This is a genomic window from Pedobacter terrae (assembly GCF_900100705.1).
Lineage (GTDB): Bacteria > Bacteroidota > Bacteroidia > Sphingobacteriales > Sphingobacteriaceae > Pedobacter > Pedobacter terrae.
Genome location: NZ_FNCH01000014.1, coordinates 87,143 through 105,854 on the forward strand (window position 1 = coordinate 87,143; position 18,712 = coordinate 105,854).

14 protein-coding genes and 3 tRNA genes are annotated in these 18,712 nt (G+C 39.3%); 9 read left to right on the top strand and 8 right to left on the bottom strand.

Features of this window, described 5'->3' with window-relative positions; all coding sequences use genetic code 11:
* Positions 1-329 precede the first annotated feature (329 nt).
* From dinB to BLR60_RS17100, 4 genes are all read left to right on the top strand, one after another.
* Positions 330-1,646, top strand: a complete 1,317-nt coding sequence (gene dinB, locus BLR60_RS17085; RefSeq protein ID WP_090502019.1) for a DNA polymerase IV — start codon at positions 330-332, stop codon at positions 1,644-1,646.
* 3 nt (positions 1,647-1,649) lie between these two features.
* A complete protein-coding gene (gene dnaE, locus BLR60_RS17090; protein WP_090502021.1) occupies positions 1,650-4,667 on the top strand; it encodes a DNA polymerase III subunit alpha in 3,018 nt (1,005 codons plus the stop codon).
* Positions 4,668-4,677: 10 nt separating this feature from the next.
* Positions 4,678-5,253 (top strand): hypothetical protein, encoded by a 576-nt coding sequence (locus tag BLR60_RS17095; protein ID WP_090502023.1) that lies wholly within the window; start codon positions 4,678-4,680, stop codon positions 5,251-5,253.
* A 229-nt stretch (positions 5,254-5,482) separates the two neighbouring features.
* Positions 5,483-5,992, top strand: a complete 510-nt coding sequence (locus BLR60_RS17100) for a YdeI/OmpD-associated family protein (protein ID WP_090502025.1) — start codon at positions 5,483-5,485, stop codon at positions 5,990-5,992.
* A 73-nt stretch (positions 5,993-6,065) separates the two neighbouring features.
* Here the strand turns inward: BLR60_RS17100 and BLR60_RS17105 are convergent, their stop codons facing one another.
* The 8 genes from BLR60_RS17105 to BLR60_RS17140 all read right to left on the bottom strand — a co-directional run bounded on the left by BLR60_RS17105 (position 6,066) and on the right by BLR60_RS17140 (position 15,243).
* Positions 6,066-6,842, bottom strand: coding sequence for a polyprenol monophosphomannose synthase (locus BLR60_RS17105; protein WP_090502027.1), 777 nt, complete (start codon positions 6,840-6,842; stop codon positions 6,066-6,068).
* A 497-nt stretch (positions 6,843-7,339) separates the two neighbouring features.
* A complete protein-coding gene (locus BLR60_RS17110; RefSeq protein WP_090502029.1) occupies positions 7,340-8,821 on the bottom strand; it encodes a peptide MFS transporter in 1,482 nt (493 codons plus the stop codon).
* A 64-nt stretch (positions 8,822-8,885) separates the two neighbouring features.
* A complete protein-coding gene (locus tag BLR60_RS17115; RefSeq protein WP_090502030.1) occupies positions 8,886-10,481 on the bottom strand; it encodes a peptide MFS transporter in 1,596 nt (531 codons plus the stop codon).
* A gap of 135 nt (positions 10,482-10,616) precedes the next feature.
* Positions 10,617-11,513, bottom strand: a complete 897-nt coding sequence (locus tag BLR60_RS17120) for a hypothetical protein (RefSeq protein ID WP_090502032.1) — start codon at positions 11,511-11,513, stop codon at positions 10,617-10,619.
* Positions 11,514-11,542: 29 nt separating this feature from the next.
* On the bottom strand, positions 11,543-12,718 hold the full coding sequence (locus BLR60_RS17125) for an acetyl-CoA C-acyltransferase (protein WP_090502034.1): 1,176 nt from the start codon (positions 12,716-12,718) through the stop codon (positions 11,543-11,545).
* 971 nt (positions 12,719-13,689) lie between these two features.
* Positions 13,690-13,857 carry a type II toxin-antitoxin system antitoxin gene (locus BLR60_RS17130; RefSeq protein WP_083488688.1) on the bottom strand — a complete coding sequence of 56 codons (168 nt, stop codon included), beginning with the start codon at positions 13,855-13,857 and terminating at the stop codon, positions 13,690-13,692.
* 2 nt (positions 13,858-13,859) lie between these two features.
* On the bottom strand, positions 13,860-14,381 hold the full coding sequence (locus BLR60_RS17135) for a hypothetical protein (protein ID WP_090502035.1): 522 nt from the start codon (positions 14,379-14,381) through the stop codon (positions 13,860-13,862).
* A 4-nt stretch (positions 14,382-14,385) separates the two neighbouring features.
* Positions 14,386-15,243 (bottom strand): SPFH domain-containing protein, encoded by an 858-nt coding sequence (locus BLR60_RS17140; RefSeq protein ID WP_090502068.1) that lies wholly within the window; start codon positions 15,241-15,243, stop codon positions 14,386-14,388.
* Positions 15,244-15,433: 190 nt separating this feature from the next.
* Here BLR60_RS17140 and BLR60_RS17145 point away from each other — a divergent pair, with 190 nt between their 5' ends.
* From BLR60_RS17145 to BLR60_RS17165, 5 genes are all read left to right on the top strand, one after another.
* On the top strand, positions 15,434-17,440 hold the full coding sequence (locus BLR60_RS17145; RefSeq protein ID WP_090502037.1) for an HD family phosphohydrolase: 2,007 nt from the start codon (positions 15,434-15,436) through the stop codon (positions 17,438-17,440).
* An 82-nt stretch (positions 17,441-17,522) separates the two neighbouring features.
* A tRNA-Ser gene (locus BLR60_RS17150) sits at positions 17,523-17,609 on the top strand.
* A gap of 101 nt (positions 17,610-17,710) precedes the next feature.
* Positions 17,711-17,784 (top strand) — tRNA-Pro (locus BLR60_RS17155).
* Positions 17,785-17,838: 54 nt separating this feature from the next.
* Positions 17,839-17,912: transfer RNA gene (locus BLR60_RS17160), tRNA-Pro, on the top strand.
* A gap of 127 nt (positions 17,913-18,039) precedes the next feature.
* Positions 18,040-18,690, top strand: a complete 651-nt coding sequence (locus tag BLR60_RS17165; protein WP_244155687.1) for an RNA polymerase sigma factor — start codon at positions 18,040-18,042, stop codon at positions 18,688-18,690.
* Positions 18,691-18,712 lie beyond the last annotated feature (22 nt).

Consider the following 18,712-nt stretch of genomic DNA (forward strand, 5'->3'; position numbering starts at 1 on the left):
CTAATTCCTTGCTTGCGTTTCTATATCGTAACAGACATGTTCGTAGCGCACTATAAACAAAATCACAAAGAATAAAACATTGGCAAGATAAGTTTTGGTAGCTCAGATGAATCTCCTGTGGTTTAGTATTCATGCACCACCTAAAAGACTGTATCTCCAATTAATCGGTCTAATACTTGAATAGGGTATTTTTTCCTGAATGTTAATTGTTTTGTACGGCTTATTTTAACTAAAATAATTAGTATTAATTTACAAATCATATCTCTTAAATTTTATTAAAGCTAATAATATTAGTATTTTTGATTTTCAATCATCCTTACAATCAGAAAATGGATAAAGACAGGCAGATTATTCATATGGATCAGGATGCATTTTTTGTATCTGTAGAAATCAGAAAAAATCCGAAGTTATCGGGTAAACCAGTAATTATTGGCGGCGGCGGCGATAGGGGTGTGGTAGCTTCTTGTAGTTACGAAGCCCGCCAGTACGGTATACATGCTGCAATGCCCGGCAGAACCGCAAAATTACTATGCCCCCAGGCTATATTTTTAAAAGGCGATATGGAAGAATATTCCAAAGCATCGCATGATATTACCGAGATTATTGCTGATAAAGTCCCGCTTTTTGAAAAAGCCAGTATTGACGAACATTATATCGATATGACGGGTATGGATCGCTTTTTTGGCTGTATGAAATTTGCATCAGAACTTAGGCAGACCGTTATGAAAGAGATGCAATTGCCTATTTCTTTCGGCTTGTCGATTAATAAAACCGTCGCTAAAATAGCCACAAACGAATCCAAGCCTGATGGCGAACGGCAGGTTACCTTTCCAGAGTTACGGCCTTTTCTCGATCCTTTGGCCATTCATAAAATTCCGGGTATAGGTCATGCTACCTATAAAAAATTAAGCGAAATGGGGGTACGTAATATCCTTACGCTTACGCAGATTCCACAACAGCTGATGTTTAAAATTTTGGGCCAGCACGGTTTAAGTTTGTGGCAAAAAGCAAATGGAATTGATCTTTCGCCCGTGGTGCCTTACCGCGAACGAAAATCAATCGGTACACAGGCCACTTTCGAAAGTGATACCATGGATATGGCAAAATTAAAGGCCATTATAACCGGAATGGTTAGCGGACTAACCTTTCAGTTGCGGAATCAGAAAAAACTAACCGCCTGTATTACCGTAACTGTGCGTTATACCAATTTTGAAACCGTTACCCAGCAGGAGCGGATTCCTTATACCTCGCTCGATTCATTTCTGATCAGCAAAGCACATAACCTCTTTGATAAAGTATATTCAAAACGGATGTTGTTGCGATTGGTCGGCGTAAAACTTTCGCATTTGGTAAGTGGTTACGAACAGATTGGTCTTTATAATATCGCTGAAGAAGAGTATAGTCTTTGCCAGGCCATGGATAAGGTACGAAACAGTTATGGTGCCGAAGCGGTGGTAAAAGCCTGTATTGTTACCCAGCCACCCCGCGATGAAAAAGGAAAAGTGATCAAATACAATCCCCGTAAAAAGAAAATACTGCTCGAGAATATCGAAGAAGCAGAAAAAGATCCTGAAGTAAGAAAACGTTCAAAAATCAGGAGTTTTATGAGCGAAAAAGGAACAACAGGCAATAAATCTTACGAGTAAATTATGTTTTTAAATGTTCACTCTTCTTATAGCCTGAAATATGGTACGCAGAGCATTAATCAACTCATTGCTACTGCGAGGTATTTGGGCATTCATCAAATGGTTCTTACTGATATCAACAACTCAACCGGAGCTGTAGAGTTTATTCGCGAGTGTTATAAACAGGGCGTTGCCAAAGAAGCCGATGATATACATAAAGGCAATATTCCATATCAGATTAAGCCTGTAGCCGGGATCGAATTTCGGATCGGTAATAGGTTATTGTATGTAGGCGTTGCCAAAAACAGGGAAGGTATGCGCGAACTCAATTCGTTTTTAAGTAGCCACAATATCGATAACATTCCGCTGCCCGAAATTCCGCCAGCGATGGAGAACGTATATATCATTTATCCCTTTCAAAAGTCTTTTAATCCAATATTAAAGGCAAATGAATATGTAGGGATCCGCGGTAAACAGCTGAATCTTTTGTACAGACATCCGCTTTTGGCCCAGAAAGAAAAACTGTTGGTTTGGCATCCCGTTACGGTAGGCGACAAAATTACTTATCGGTTGCATGAATATTTAAGGGCCATAGAACTTAATACTCTTTTAAGCAAAGTATCGGCGGAACAAAAATGCGATCCCGATGAATTTCTGATTCCCGAGGTTGAACTTACGCAACAGTTTGAACAGTACCCGTTTATTGTTCAAAATACCCAAAAACTGATAAATAGTTGCGATTTAAGCGCCTATTTTGAAGATAGCGCAGTACCCCGCTCAAAAAATAAGTTTCATTATACCAAAACAGGTGTAGAAGGCGATAAAAAAATGCTGCGCAGGCTGGCCATATTAGGACTTAAATATCGCTATGGCGAAAATAATGAAGAGGCGCTTAAACGGTTGGAAAAAGAACTCCGTATTATTGAGTTAAAAAACTTCTGCGCTTATTTTCTGATCACATTCGATATTATTAGGTATGCCATGAACAAATGTGGTTTCTACCATGTTGGCCGTGGTTCTGGTGCCAATAGTATTGTGGCCTACTGCTTACGCATTACTGATGTAGATCCGATTGATCTCGACCTGTATTTCGAACGTTTTCTACATGAAAAACGGACCAGTCCGCCTGACTTTGATATTGATTTTTCATGGGACGAAAGAGAAACCGTCCAAAAGTACATTTTTAAGCGCTATCCCAAATGGCATGTTGCTTTTTTGGGTACCATGAGTACCTTTAAAGACCGGGCAGTTATCAGGGAGATTGGTAAGGTTTTAGGTTTGCCTAAAGGCGAAATAGACAGTTTTACCGATCCCGCCAAAGAGCGCGAAAATTTGCTTAATGCCACTTACCAAAAATTATTGGCTGTACACCAATACATGAAAAGTATGCCCAATCAACGTTCTATCCATGCCGGGGGGATTTTGATCTCTCAACATCCGATTACCTATTACACTGCCTTAGATATGCCGCCAAAAGGTTTTCCAACGGTACAGTGGGACATGTATGAATCAGAAGCCATAGGTTACGAGAAATTCGATATTTTAAGTCAGCGGGGCATTGGGCATATCCGCGAGGCGGTGCAACTTATTAAAAAAAACAAGGATAAAGATATCGACATTCACGATTTTAGAAACTTTAAAAAGGATCAGAAACTGAACGGTATTCTTAAAGAAGGACAACCCATCGGGTGTTTTTACATCGAATCGCCAGCCATGCGGCAATTGCTGAAAAAACTAAAATGTGATAATTACCTTACCCTGGTGGCTGCCAGTTCGATCATCCGTCCAGGGGTAGCCAGTTCTGGCATGATGAAATCGTATATCGAACGTTACCATGCGCCCGATAAAGTGGTTTATCTGTGTGAGGTGATGAAAGAGCAGCTTAACGAAACTTACGGGGTAATGGTTTATCAGGAAGATGTGATTAAAGTATGTCATTATTTTGCAGGCTTAGATCTGGCTGATGCGGATATCCTACGTAAAGCCATGAGCGGAAAATACCGTTCAAAACTTGCTTTTGATGAGCTGGTGAATAAATTTTTTGCCTCAGCCAGAAATGAAGGGCACTCAGAAGAACTCATTACAGAAGTTTGGCGCCAGATTTCGTCTTTTGCCGGCTACAGTTTTTCGAAAGCCCATTCGGCTTCCTTTGCTGTTGAAAGTTACCAGAGCCTTTACCTTAAAACTTATTACCCCATGGAGTTCATGGTGGCCGTACTCAATAACTATGGTGGTTTTTATAGTCGCTGGGTTTACGTACACGAACTACAAAAAACAGGCGCCAGGGTGCATTTACCCTGTGTTAACCACAGTGATGAAGTGGTGAATATAAAAGGTGAAGATGCCTATCTTGGCTTTATTGCCATCCAGGGGCTGGAAGAAAAAATCATTAAAAAGATTCCACAGGAACGTGCCGCGAATGGTTTGTATCGCAATCTCGAAGATTTCGTAAAACGAACCTGTATATCATTAGAGCAGGCAATTATTTTGATCCGGCTTGGTGCGTTGCGGTTTACCGGCAAAGATCGTAAAACCCTGCTTTGGGATGTACACAATTACCTTGGCTTTAAACAGAAAAAAGTAAACCATGCCGAACTTTTTAAATTAAGTTATAAAACCTATAAGCTCCCTGCACTGGCAGATTCTGAACTGGAAAATGCCTACACAGAGTTGGAGTTGTTGGGATATCCGCTCAACTATAAAATGTTCGATTTTTTAAAAACCTCTTATCGTGGTGACGTTATGGCAGCCGATATGCATCAATACTTAGGTAAAACGGTAAGGATGGTCGGTAATTATGTATGCGAAAAAACGGTGCATACTATTAAGCATACCAAAATGTGGTTTGGTACTTTTTTAGACGTCAGAGGCGATTTTTTTGATACCACCCATTTTCCAAATACCACTCCCATGTATCCTTTTAAAGGAAAAGGCTGTTACCTTATTTTGGGTAAAGTGGTAGAAGATTTCGGTTTCCAGAGTATTGAGGTATTGAAGTTTGCAAAGTTGGATATTCAGATGAATCCTGTAGCGATTAATTAAAATAAATGATATGAATTTAAAACTTAACAAAGATTGGTATTCGATAGTTGTTTACCCGCAAAGCAAAAGTATTAATGAAGTAAGTGTTTTAAAAAAAATACTCGCAGATGAAATTGGCTGGTATAGCAGTAGAAACTCAGAGGCTCATATTACCATCATTGAATTTTTAGCAGATCAATACGAGCTGGGTTTTTACAAAAAATGCATTGAGAAAATTTGTGGTTCGCAAAGGCCACAGGAAGTGACGTTTGATTATTTAAGTTTATCCAAATTCAGTCAGGCTATCGTTTTACTTCCTAATGGGCCATCCAAATTATACCTGAACGATCTTTTAAAAACATTTCGGAAAAAGCTTAAATCTAAAAATACCATAAACGGTAGCAATGCCCATATTTCAATAGGGCGTGAATTGAGTTCGTCGCAAATTGATCAGGCAGAAAATTTGTATGGGCCTATCAATATCGCATTTAATTGTAATACAATTGCCATCCGTAAACTTGATGAAATTAAAAAACAATTTGTGGTCATTAATGAGTTTAAATTGTTGGGTGGCCCTTTAAATCATCATCAATATTCTTTATTATAACTAGATTGTTAATTGGCTCGTGATTGGCTTTTTTTTGAGCCGATTAATGTTTTCTTTGATGAGATCGTCATTCCCAACTTGATTGGGAATCTAATGTGTATTGCATTAAGATTCCCGCCTGCGCGGGAAAGACGATCGAACGTAGTTTGTGTTTGTTTCTAACCAGTACGTCAGTAGCCTAACGATTTAATCGTTTAGCAGTTAAAATATAATTTCATATTTTTAAACCATGATCCACTTCAAAGCAGAAATAGAGCGTTTCGATGCCATGGGCGAAAAAACAGGCTGGAGTTATGTGTTTATTCCAGCTGCTTTAGCCAATGAAATTAAACCTGATTTTAAAAAAAGTTTCCGCGTAAAGGGGAAGATAGATCAGTTGGATATTAACGGCATGGCAGTTATGCCGATGGGAGCGGGCGATTTTATTATTGCCTTAAAGGGCGAAGTGCGTAAAAAACTAAAAAAAGAAGCCGGAGCAGGGGTTGAACTGTATTTAGAAGAAGATAAGGAGTTTAAAATCGAAATGCCCGAAGATCTCGAAATCTGTTTGTCAGAAGAGGCGCACTTAATCGAAAACTTTTTAAAACAACCTAAATCGCACCAAAACTATTATATCAATTGGATTAACCAGGCCAAAACAGAACCTACGCGTACCAAACGAATAGTCATGACCGTCAAGGCGATGGATAAGGGGCAGGATTTTGGCGCAATGATCAGAGAGTCTCAAGGGAAGTCCTAATTATTAGTCTTAAGTCGTAAGTCATTAGTCCTCAGTCCTTAGTCGGAAGTGAATAGAACTAGGTAATGTGAATTTAAGACGCTGGATTCCGGACTCCTGACTTCGGACTTCCGACTCCTGACTCCTTTTTATAACTCCTAAACCAACTCGAAACTTTCATCTGGATTACACCCAAAAAAGCTTCCCTGAAGATTCGGGTACTCATTTTTGATGTTCCTTCTGTACGATCGGTGAAGATGATGGGAACTTCAACTACTTTAAAGCCAAATTTAATGGCCGTAAACTTCATTTCGATCTGAAACGCATAACCAACAAACCTAATTTTATGGAGTGGAATGGTTTCAAGCACAATTTTACGGTAACATTTAAAACCTGCAGTAGCATCCTGGATATTGATCCGGGTCACGATGCGTACATACATTGATGCAAAATACGACATTAAAACCCTGCCCATTGGCCAGTTCACCACATTTACACCTTTAACATATCTGGAACCAATGGCTACATCGGCACCGTTAACACAGGCCTCGCGTAAGCGCGGTAAATCATCAGGGTTATGAGAGAAATCAGCATCCATTTCAAAAATATAGGCATAATCGTGTTGTAACGCCCAATTAAAACCGTAAATGTATGCTGTACCCAAGCCTTGTTTACCAGCACGCTCTTCAATAAATAAATGTCCTTCGTATTCTTTCTGGAGTGACTTTACAATTTCAGCAGTTCCATCAGGAGAACCATCATCAATAATTAAAACATGAAAAGGCTGTGTTAAAGAAAAAACCTTTCTAATGATTTTTTCGATGTTTTCCTTCTCGTTGTAGGTGGGAATGATGACTAAACTATCTGACACGTTTGTTGTGGTTTATTAAATAATATAAGCTTTTGGCCTTTGTATTTGATATTTCTAATTGGCAACTGCTTTTAAACTGCGAAAGTAAATATTAAATATGAAACCGTTATGAATTTTCATGAATTCCACATGATTTGTCCCCCGCGGTCGTCATCCTGAACTTGTTTCATGATCTATTTAATGCGGTTATTCCTCGATATATCTTAGACCTTATTGTTTCCCGCTGATTTAGCAGATGTGTGAAGAATTAGATTTTAAGTCACTGACCCATTGTTCCTAAACCCGACAGCAGCGGCAGCGCCCGATTGAAAAGAGGGACTATAGCGAATGGCGGGACTGAAGATGCCAAGAACTCCAGTCCGTTCCTTTGCAAATCTTATTGAATATGCCATTCTTCTTAAAACACTTCTCGACAGGCTGAGTGTCACCGAAGCCCCTTCCTTTTATACCTTTATAATAAAAAAGATCTTCACTGCGTTCATAATGACAAAGAACTATTATCTCACTTCCTGCATCAATCTCTTAACCAGTTGCGAAAAAATAATCAATGCCAAACCTGCAATTAGAGAATATAAAGCCAATGCTTTATAACCTTCGGTATAAGCCATTAATTTGGTTTGTAACGAAGCATTATCGATACTCGACATCTCTGCTCCTAATTTTCCGGCAGCTAATTGCCCGAAAGCACTTGATAAAAACCAAAGCCCCATCATCATACCGAACATTTTCTTTGGTGATAGTTTTGTAATGATCGACATACCTATCGGGCCTAAACAAAGTTCGCCTAGTGTTAACAATAAATAAGCTAATGTAAATACATTTAAGGAGCTAATGCCTTGTGCATTGGCGAAGAACCTGGTCGCGTAAAATACGTAAAAGCTTAAAGCCAATAACAGGAAGCCAATTCCGAATTTTACCACGGTATTCGGTTCAATTTTTCGCTTATATAATCCTAGCCATAAAATGCCTACAATCGGGCTAAAAACAATAACAAAAAACGAGTTTACGCTATTATTTACCACATTTGGGTCGATTTTGAAAAAAAGAATTTTATGATCCAGATTATCTTTAGCAAATAAGGATAGCGAACCGCCACTCTGCTCAGATATGGCCATAAAAATGAAGTAACAGAAGATAAACACAAAAGCAGCCAATAATTTATACTGTGCTTTTTTATCATTTATTTTAAAGGTTTCGTACAAGAAATAGACTAAAGCGACAATGCCAATCGTGTACATGAAATAATCGGTAAAATCGGTGTTTTTTACCATGATATAAATCAAGGGAATACATAGTATCGAGCCTGCATAAACAGCTATTTCCCACAGTTGCTGTTTTGATTTCTTAAGGTGCAGCAATGGCGAACCCCCAATTGGCCCAAGGTGTTTTTTAGTGAAAATGAATGTACCTAAACCGAACATCATAACCAATGCGGCGGATAAGAAACACAGATGCCAGTTGTAATATTTGCCAAGGTAGATACACATGGCACCACCCAGTAAGCCACCAACATTAATACCCGCATAAAAAAGGCCATATCCTGCATCTCTGCGGTTGTCTGTCTCGTGGTATAGTTCGCCAACCATTGATGAAACATTGGGTTTGAAAAAACCCGTTCCTACGATTGATAAGGTAATGCCTATATAAAATAAATCATGTGGAGAGAAAGCCAGAATGAGGTTTCCAATAATCATTAAGGTTCCGCCCCAAAATAATGACTTTCTGAAACCTAAAATCTTATCGGCAAAAATACCACCTATAAAGGTAAAAGCATAAACAAAAGCCTGTATGGCACCATACTGAAGGTTCGATTTTTGGTCGCTTAAACCCAGCTGTTCTACCATAAAGAAAGCCAGTACGCCGCGCATTCCATAAAAACAGAAACGCTCCCACATTTCTACCAGTGATAAATGCCAGAGTTGTTTCGGGTATTTGCCTTCGAAATTCTGAATTTCCTCTATTGAAACTGTTTTTTCCATTAAATAGGTTTAAAAATGAAAAGCCCGACAAATATCGGGCTTTTGGGTAAAAGTATTTTTCTGATTAGTGAACACCGTGCATCCATTTGCGCAGAATTGGACTTATGGCGAACATAATGAAACCAGCAACAATTGGTATGATGGTGAATATTAAGAAGAATGTAGAGATGGAATAAGCCGAACTGATTTTATCGATCATTGATCCGGTAGCTCCTGCAAGATAATTACCGATGGCGGTACAGGTAAAAAATACACCAAACATTAAACCTACCAAATTAGCTGGTGCTAGTTTACTTACATATGATAAGCCAACCGGAGAGATGCATAGTTCTCCAACAGTATGAAAGAAATAAGCAAAAACAAGCCAGAATAAACTTACTTCTGCTGAAGTAGCTCCTCGCGGAATGGCAGAACCTCCATAAGCCAGTCCCGCAAAACCAATACCTACGAAGATAAGGCCAAATCCGAATTTTACCGGACCACTTGGATTAAATTTGGTTTCCCAAATTTTTGAAACAATTGGAGCTAACGATACAATAAAAAATGAATTGAGTACGCTGAACCATGATGCAGGCACTTCGGTGCTTACAGAACCCAATTCGCGGTCCACTTTCCAGATGGCCAATACCCAAATAATAGCAAAGCTCAGTAAGGTAAATAAAATGGTTGCCGGATATTTTTTGAATATTTTTCTGGCTAATGAGAACAATACGAAAGTTACGGCTACCAGCGGAAATATCGTAAGAATACTGTCTACCCACTTAAAAGTGGTTGCCGCACCGCCAGTTAAATTTCTTAGCGTATAGTCTTTGGCAAAGATAGTCATCGAACCACCTGCCTGTTCAAACACCATCCAAAAGAAAATAGTGAAGATAGATAAGATGGCAATAACCCATAAACGCTGGTTTCTTACTTTTCTGGGAATTTCTTCTACTGTTGGGTCTGCTTTTTCAACTTCTTTGGCTTTATCTACAGATGCACCTATTACGCCAAAAATTTTCTGACCGAAATAGAATTGCAGCATACCGAAGAGCATAAAAATACCAGCCAGACCGAAACCGTAGTGCCAACCTACTTTTTCGCCAATATAACCGCACATTAACATCCCAATGAAGGCGCCAGAGTTAATCCCCATGTAGAAAATAGCATAAGCACTGTCTTTCTTATCGCTGATAGGAGGGTAAAGTTTACCTACAATAGAAGAAATGTTTGGTTTAAAAAATCCGTTACCTACGATTAATAATAGTAAACCTAAATAGAAAAAGTTGTTGCTAAAGCCTTCAAGTGCCATGGCAGCGTGGCCAAGGGTCATGATAAAAGCACCGATGATTACCGCTTTTCTATAACCTGTAAATTTATCGGCAATTAAACCACCAAGTATTGGTGTAAAATATACCAAACCGGTATAAATGGCATAAAGCTGTAAGGCTTCAGGCCGTGGCCAACCCCAGCCGTTTTTGCTCAGATCACTAATCAGGAAAAGAACCAAAATGGCCCGCATGCCATAGTAGCTGAATCTTTCCCACATTTCGGTAAAAAAGAGCACAAAAAGGCCAACGGGATGGCTGAATAATTTCTCAGGAGAAACCCCTTGACTGTTTAAGTGGAGGTCTAGTTCCTTATCATGGTCAATACTAATGCTTTCATTAGATGTTTGCATAAAACATTTGTTGGTTTTAGTTTATGAATTCAGAATTTGTGTGTTGTTTAAGCTAGTTAGCAGGGCGCAATATAGTGAGCGATTGGCAAACTCACAAATTTTTAAGCCAGGAGCAAGGTAAATGATTTGTTAAAATCAAAACTTCCTGATGGGTTTAACATTTTTCTTTGGGTCTGCATAAAGCTCATCATTTGAGTCTGCATCATTGTTAAGGACAATATCTTCCTGCAGTTTTAATCTTCCGCCTATAATTTTGAAACCATCAAAAGTGCCGTCAGATCCATAATATTCAAATTTATCCTTGATCTCCGGATCAAAAGAAGTCAGATGATCAAACACGATCATGCCTGCTTTCAGATCCGTTTTTAAGGTCATGGCATTCGATTTGGCATACTCAAATATGATCCTGTTTTTTCCTTTTAGTTCTTTGCCATCAAAAACAGGAGCACCAAAGCTGAGCTTATCCCGGTCAAAAACGAGAATGTCGATTACCTTTTTAGTGGTTACCTGTGTATTGCCTTTCCAACCCAAAAGTACATAGTAAGACAATCGGCTTCCGCTGGTAACCGGAACAATTTCATAATACCTGGCGCCAAACCATTTCTGATTATTGGTAATGCCGTTAGGGTCGCCAATATTATCAGTCTGATCGATTAAAGGGTAAAGTTTCAGCGGGCCGCTTTTGGTATTCATCTGGATGGCGCCATAATAGCGGTATGTACCATTTTCGAGCAGTACATACCAGCTCAAAATCCTAAAGGCCTGATCGGGTGACTTAATTACCGATACATTTTTAAGCGAATCGAAAGCGTAAGAAAAAGAGTTAGTGACTTTTAAAGCCTCAACGAGTGTTTTTACAAAACGGCCATTGATCTCTAATTTTTGTGCATCGCTCTGCGCAGCAATAACCTTTGATGATATCTTAATCAGTGTATCCTGAAAAATATCTAAAGCATTTGGGTTTTGCTGCGCCTTTAAGTCAAAGCTCTGCATTCCTAAGATGAAAAGAATGTAAAATCTGATAACTTTCATATTATTAAATGCACAAAAAAGCTTTAAGATTATAATTTCTTAATAACCAAGGCGCTTGCTCCACCACCGCCATTACAGATTCCAGCCACACCGATTTCTCCATTGTTTTGCGCCAGTACCGAAAGCAAGGTTACTACAATCCGCGCACCCGACGCACCGAGCGGGTGACCTAATGAAACGGCGCCACCATTCACATTAACCTGGCTATCGGTTAATTTTAAAAGTTGGTTATTGGCAATGGAAACTACCGAGAAAGCTTCGTTGATTTCAAAATAATCTACGTCTTCTATATTTACTTTGGCTTTGTGTAAAGCTAAAGGAATCGCTTTTGAAGGGGCAGTTGTAAACCATTCTGGTGCCTGTTGTGCATCAGCATAGCCCAAAATTTTGGCTAAAGGTTTTAAGCCCAGTTCTTTGGCTTTATCAGCGCTCATTAAAACCAATGCCGCGGCACCATCGTTTAAAGTAGATGCGTTTGCAGCTGTTACTGTTCCGTCTTTTATGAAAACAGGTTTTAATGAAGGTATTTTATCAAATTTAACTGCTGTGGGTTCATCATCGGTATCAACCAACGTAATTTCGCCTTTACGGTCTTTCACCTCAACGGCCACAATTTCATTGGCAAATTTACCTGAAGTTTGTGCGGCTTGCGCCCTTTTGTACGATTCGATGGCAAATTGATCCTGTGCCTCGCGACTGATCTGGCATTCAGTCGCACAAAGTTCGGCGGCAGAACCCATGTGGTAGTCGTTGTATACATCCCAAAGGCCATCTTTTACCAAACCATCTGTAATTTGTCCGTGGCCCAGGCGATAGCCATTTCTTGCCTTATCCAGGTAGTATGGAACATTACTCATGCTTTCCATGCCGCCGGCAATCATAATTTCATTATCCCCATTAGCAATACTTTGTGCGGCAAGCATGATTGCTTTGGTACCCGAAGCACATACTTTATTAATGGTTGTGGCAGGTAAATCTGGCAATCCGGCAAATTTTGCAGCTTGTGTAGCTGGGGCTTGTCCGAGGTTTGCCGATAAAACATTGCCCATGTATATTTCCTGGATCTGTTCTGGTTTTAATCCGGCTTTTTCAATAGCGGCTTTAATGGCAAAGCCACCAAGCTGGGTAGCAGAAAATTGAGCTAATGAGCCTCCAAAACTGCCAATAGGCGTTCGCACAGCTGATACAATTACAACTTCTTTCATGTATACTAAATTTTATGAATTTTTGGTTAGGCCGCTAAGTTAGTTAAACCTTACAGGTTTCCAAAGCCTGCATGCTTTAAAATAACGTTTGTAAAATGATTTTAGCGCTTAATAAATAAGCTAATAATTAAGTTTCAATTAATATTACATTGTAATTAATTTTTACATGTTTCCTAGCGCAATCGTCATGCTGAACTTGTCTCATCATCTTTCTGGTTAGATAAACCCTGGAAATAAAGAAGCTGATTCACTCCCTTCTTATTAAGGAGGGGTACCCATATGGCTGGCTGTTTGATAAGTTTTATTTAAAGGTGAGGCGTTAAAAATTAGGTGTCGCGATGTTGGTTTAATCGATTAAGTTTTTTGGAAATGAATGTTTCAGCGCGTTTTGCTTACTGTAGTCCTGCTGTGCGCTATAGCCCTCATACTTCGGGGCTGTCGCTGCCATCAGGTTTAATTAACTCCGGCGGGTGATGTTTGGGTTAGTTTGTCTTTCCAGTGTCGATTTACTCGCTTCTTATAAAGGCGGGCTGTTTGATAAGTTTTATTTAAAGGTGAGGCGTTAAAAATTAGGTGTCGCGATGTTGGTTTAATCGATTAGGTTTTTTTGGAAATGAATGGTCCAGCGCGTTTCGCTTGCTGTAGTTCTGCTGTGCGCTCTAGCCCTCATACTTCGGGGCTGTCGCTGTCATCAGGTTTAAATTACCCGGACTGGTGGTTTTTTGGTCAGGTTGCTTTTCAGCGCTGATTACTTCCCTCCTTGTTTTAAGGAGGGGTGCGCGCGGGGCGGGGTGGTTTGCGTTAGGGATTGTAAGGGTTCAGTACCGATTTTTCATCGGTACCGGAGCAAAGCGCAGCCCTGAAAAGCCCGACCCTTTCCCGATTTTTCATAGGGATTAGGGGGAACGCCCAAATTAGTTGGCAGTTAGTAATTAGCAATTTTCAGTTGGCAGTTTCAGTCTGCCAAAAGTTTATTCTTCTTTCGCCTTGCCCTTTTTTCTTGATTTTAAAGCCTGGGTAAGTAGAAACTCAATCTGTCCGTTTGTACTTCTAAACTCATCGGCAGCCCAGGTTTCTACTTCTTTTAATAAAGCAGGACTAATTCTTAATACAAAAGCTTTTTTATCTTTCTCCGCCATTCTTATTGTATTGCTTGTATATTATACCTCGTTTTTAAATTTAGGAGGAACATCTCCAGCCCATCAATTTTATTGCTGCTAAATAATAATTTTTTACCATTTTTAAATTCAATCTGTAAACCTTTATCCCGATCATTTAATAAGTAGGCTTTATCATTAAACTTAAACCAAAGCCTGTTGCGAACACCAAATCCGCCATAATCTCCTAAAGCATTATACTTGTTGATGTAGACTTTCTCCATGGTGGTCCAGCTCAATAACTTCAGCTTGCTTTGAAACGGAAAATACCGGTAAGCAATTCCTTCAGCGTTGATCTGCAAAGTCATCACGTTTTTTTGAAGCAAATAAATGATAGCAAAAGGAAGGAGAACAGCCCAAAAAGGTGCAAAATATGCTGCTTTTAAATCCTGGAAACTCATCCCGCCCTTATCAAAGAGTACAATGCTGAGTACCATGATCGCGTCGATTGCCAATAGAATATACAGCCACCAAAGTTTTAAGCACTGTTTTTCTTCAAATTCCATTTTACTAGTTATACAAGGTCCCGGTGTTTACCACAGGTTGTACATGGCGGTCGCCACAAAGTACTACCAGTAAATTACTTACCATGGCAGCTTTACGCTCTTCATCCAGTTCTACAATGCCTTTTTGCGATAATTTTTCCAATGCCATTTCTACCATACCCACGGCACCTTCAACAATTAACTTACGGGCTGCAATAACCGCAGTGGCCTGTTGGCGCTGTAACATGGCACTTGCAATTTCTGGTGCATAAGCCAAATGCGAAATCCTGGCTTCTAAAACTTCAATGCCTGCGCGTGATAAACGTTCGTTCAGCTCATTCTCCAAAAGTTCACTTACTTTTTCGGCACCATCTTTTAACGTAATGCTGGTTTCTTCTCCTTCAGCATGGTCGTAAGGGAAGATGTTGGCCAGATGCCTTACGGCAGCCTCACTCTGGATGTTTACATATTGCATGTAATTTTCTACAGAGAAAACGGCTTTAGCAGTTTCGTTTACTTTCCAAACCACCACGGCTGCAATTTCGATCGGGTTACCCAGTTTGTCGTTCACCTTTAACTGCTGTCCGTTTAAATTATTTGCTTTTAACGATATACGCCTTTTTGCCGTTAGCGGGTTTACCCAGAAAAAGCCATCAGCTTTTACCGTACCCAAATATTTTCCGAATAGGGTGAGTACCATCGATTGGTTGGGATTGATAATTAGAAAGCCCGGAAAGATTAAAAATACATCTATCGCTAATAAAACGCCTCCCCAAAGAAAAATTTCAGAAACAAAGCAGAAAATGGAAGCACCCAGCAATGCTATGCTTAAAGCGAAAGTTAAATAGCCAGATGGCGGATTGATAATTTTTTCTTGATACATAGTTGATATTAATTTGATATCATAAAGTAAAATATAAAATCCGGTAATTGCAAACAAAACGTGCAAAATATATATTAGATAAAAATGTTATTTTTGACAATACAATAAATACATCGTTTTGGCCAAGATCAAGAGAAATTCACACAAGATCCTTTACCGGAAGTATTCATCAAACCTAAAATATGTGATGATGATATTTACCGTTTTCATTATTACGCTATTCCTGCCCAAACAGCCACGGTTTAGGTATGAGTTTGAAAAAAATGCGGTATGGAAAAACAAGGACCTGATTTCGCCTTTCAGTTTTGCTATTTTAAAAACCAACCCGCAGGTTAAGGCTGATAAAAAGAATGCCTTAAAAGATATTTTGCCCGTTTACCAACTGGATAGGAGTATTACCGCCAATGCATTGGAAGAGTTTGCTAACGAATTTGATGTGAAATGGAGATCGAAACAGCTGAGCGAAAAAGATAAGGATGTATATAAAAGCGCTGCCTATAAATTATTGCAGAGCATTTACCAAAAAGGCATTATTGGCTTAAATGTGAAACACCAGGCTGGAGGTAAAAATTACGATTTTTCGCTGCTTGAAAATAATGTGGCCCAGGAGAAAAATACACAGGATGTTTTTACCGCAGAATCGGCTCTGAAGTTTTTTAGAGATAATTTTAAGGCCCCTAACCAGGTAATGGGCGATTTAGTTGCAAACCTTGCGATTGATCACATTACCCCAAATATTGTATTTGATGAACGGCTGACACAAACCATACAGGATAATACGGTGAATAACATCTCTACTACCAAAGGCATGGTGCAGAAGGGCGAACTTATTGTGGCCAAAAATGATGTTATTGATGAAGAAATTTATCAGAAACTGGAATCTTATAAAGCTACCTACGATGCACAAACCAAAACCATTGGCAGCCGGGCGTTGGTTTACCTGGGGCAGGTGATATTAGTTGGTTTTATCATCACGATATTAATGTCGTTCCTTTTTCTTTTCCGTAAGGATATTTTTGCCGATAACCGTCAGCTTTCCTTAATTCTGATTGTAACCACGGGGATGTTGCTGGCTTTAACGTGGGCTATTAAGATGGAGATTCCTAGTTTATACTATATCCCTTTCTGTGTGGTGCCTATTATCATCAGGATTTTGTTTGATACACGTTTGGCGCTTTACCTCCATATGCTGGTGATACTAATTGCCGGGTTCTTTGTAGCCAATAGCTTCGAATTTGTTTTTTATCAGGTTACGGCAGGTATGGTTGCCATATTCAGTATCAAAAACTTTGTGAAGCGGGAAAGGTTCCTGATTTCGGCTTTATTTATTCTGCTGGCGTATTTTGTTTCTTTTGTGGGCATCGCTTTACTTCGTGAAGGTTCTTTCCGCGAAATTGAATGGTTAAATTTTATTCCTTTTGTGTTTAGTGTATTGCTATCGCTTTTGGCTTATCCTTTAATTTACCTGTTCGAGCGTATTTTCGGTATCACCTCTGATGTGGCTTTAATCGAGTTGACCAATACCAATAATAAACTGTTAAGGGAGCTTGCTTTTAAAGCACCCGGAACCTTTCAGCACTCTTTACAGGTGGCTAACCTTGCCGAAGCTGCAATATTTAAAATCGGCGGTAATTCTGTGTTGGTTAGGGCAGGGGCATTGTACCATGATATCGGTAAAGTAGACAATCCACAGTATTTTATCGAAAACCAAAACACCGCGGTGAGCCCGCATGATAAATTACCTTATGAGCAAAGTGCGCAGATTATTATTCAGCATGTACATAAAGGAATTGAGATTTTAAGAAAGAACCAGATTCCCGAGGCTATTATCGATTTTATCAGAACACACCATGGAAATACAAGGGTGGATTATTTTTATCAGTCGTTTTTGAAAAATACGCCTGAAAAATTTGTCGACGAAAACATTTTTCGCTACCCCGGACCCATACCTTTTAGTAAGGAAACGGGCGTGTTAATGCTCGCAGATTCTGTCGAAGCAGCCTCAAGAAGTCTGAAAAATCCCGATGCACAGAACATAAATGACATCGTTGAACGCATAATTAACTATAAATTGGAGCAAAATCAGTTAGATGACTGCGATTTAACGTTAAAAGATATTGAGACTATCAAATTGATATTCAAGACGATGCTAATGAGCATCTATCATGTGCGCATAGATTATCAACAAATTTTATAATTTTTTTTTGTTGAATAACTTGTTTTACTATATTTGCAGACCTCAAAACAACGCCGGTAGGGCAGAAAAAAGAGGTTTGAAAGGAGAGGTGCCTGAGTGGCCGAAAGGAACAGTTTGCTAAACTGTCGTACTGGTAACGGTACCGCGGGTTCGAATCCCGCCCTCTCCGCAAGAGAATAAAAATTTGCAAATAAAAATGGAATTGTCAATTTAAATCCGTTAATTTGCAATCCCTTCGAAAAAGGGAAATAAAAAAGAAGATACCAAGTTCGGGATGTAGCGTAGCCCGGTATCGCGCCTGCTTTGGGAGCAGGAGGTCGTAGGTTCGAATCCTGCCATCCCGACAAAAAGTTCAATCCACTTTACAACAGGATTAAAAAAAGATCGATACCAAAGTTCGGGATGTAGCGTAGCCCGGTATCGCGCCTGCTTTGGGAGCAGGAGGTCGTAGGTTCGAATCCTGCCATCCCGACACAAAACAAGAAGCCTTTAGATCGAGAGATTTAAAGGCTCTTTTGTTTACAGCCATATTCTTCCCAAAAACAATAAAATTTCAATCCGATTTTCTCAATAAATTCCTTTCGTAGCTTAATTTTACTATGTTAGTAAAACGAATTATCCCTATGCCGTTAAAAAAGGTTCAATTTCATGAAACCAGTGTGCCCGAATGGAATTCCTTTAAAGGGGGAGATTGGAATGCCTACAGGCAATTGTACAACATTCATTTTAAGGCGCTTAATAATTACGGATATAAATTTACCAGGGATGTGAGCCTGATTGAGGATGCCGTACACGATTTATTTGTGAATTTGTGGGCCAAACGCGAACAGTTGGGCAACCCCGTGTCTGTAAAAAATTATCTCTATAAATCACTGCGAAACTTATTGTTCAGAAAGATGGAATCCCAGCAACGTTTTGTAAAGATAGATTCAGCTGAAGACTATCCATTTAACTTCGAAGTATCGTTCGATACTGTTTTTATGGAAGATGAGTCGAAAAAAGAACTTCAGCGTAAATTAAAAGATGTCATTAAAACCCTTTCTGCCCGACAACAGGAAATTATCTACTTAAGATTTTATGAAGGTTTAAGCTACGAAGAGGCCGCAGATATTATGAACCTGAATGTTGCTTCTACCTATAAACTGCTTTACAAGGCTATAGGGAAACTTCAGGAGCGGGTTAAGTTGGTCGATTTAATAATGGTGTTGGCACTAATGGCATCAAAAAAAGAACTTTTAGAAATAAATTAACTTTTTTTAAAAATGTAGGGAT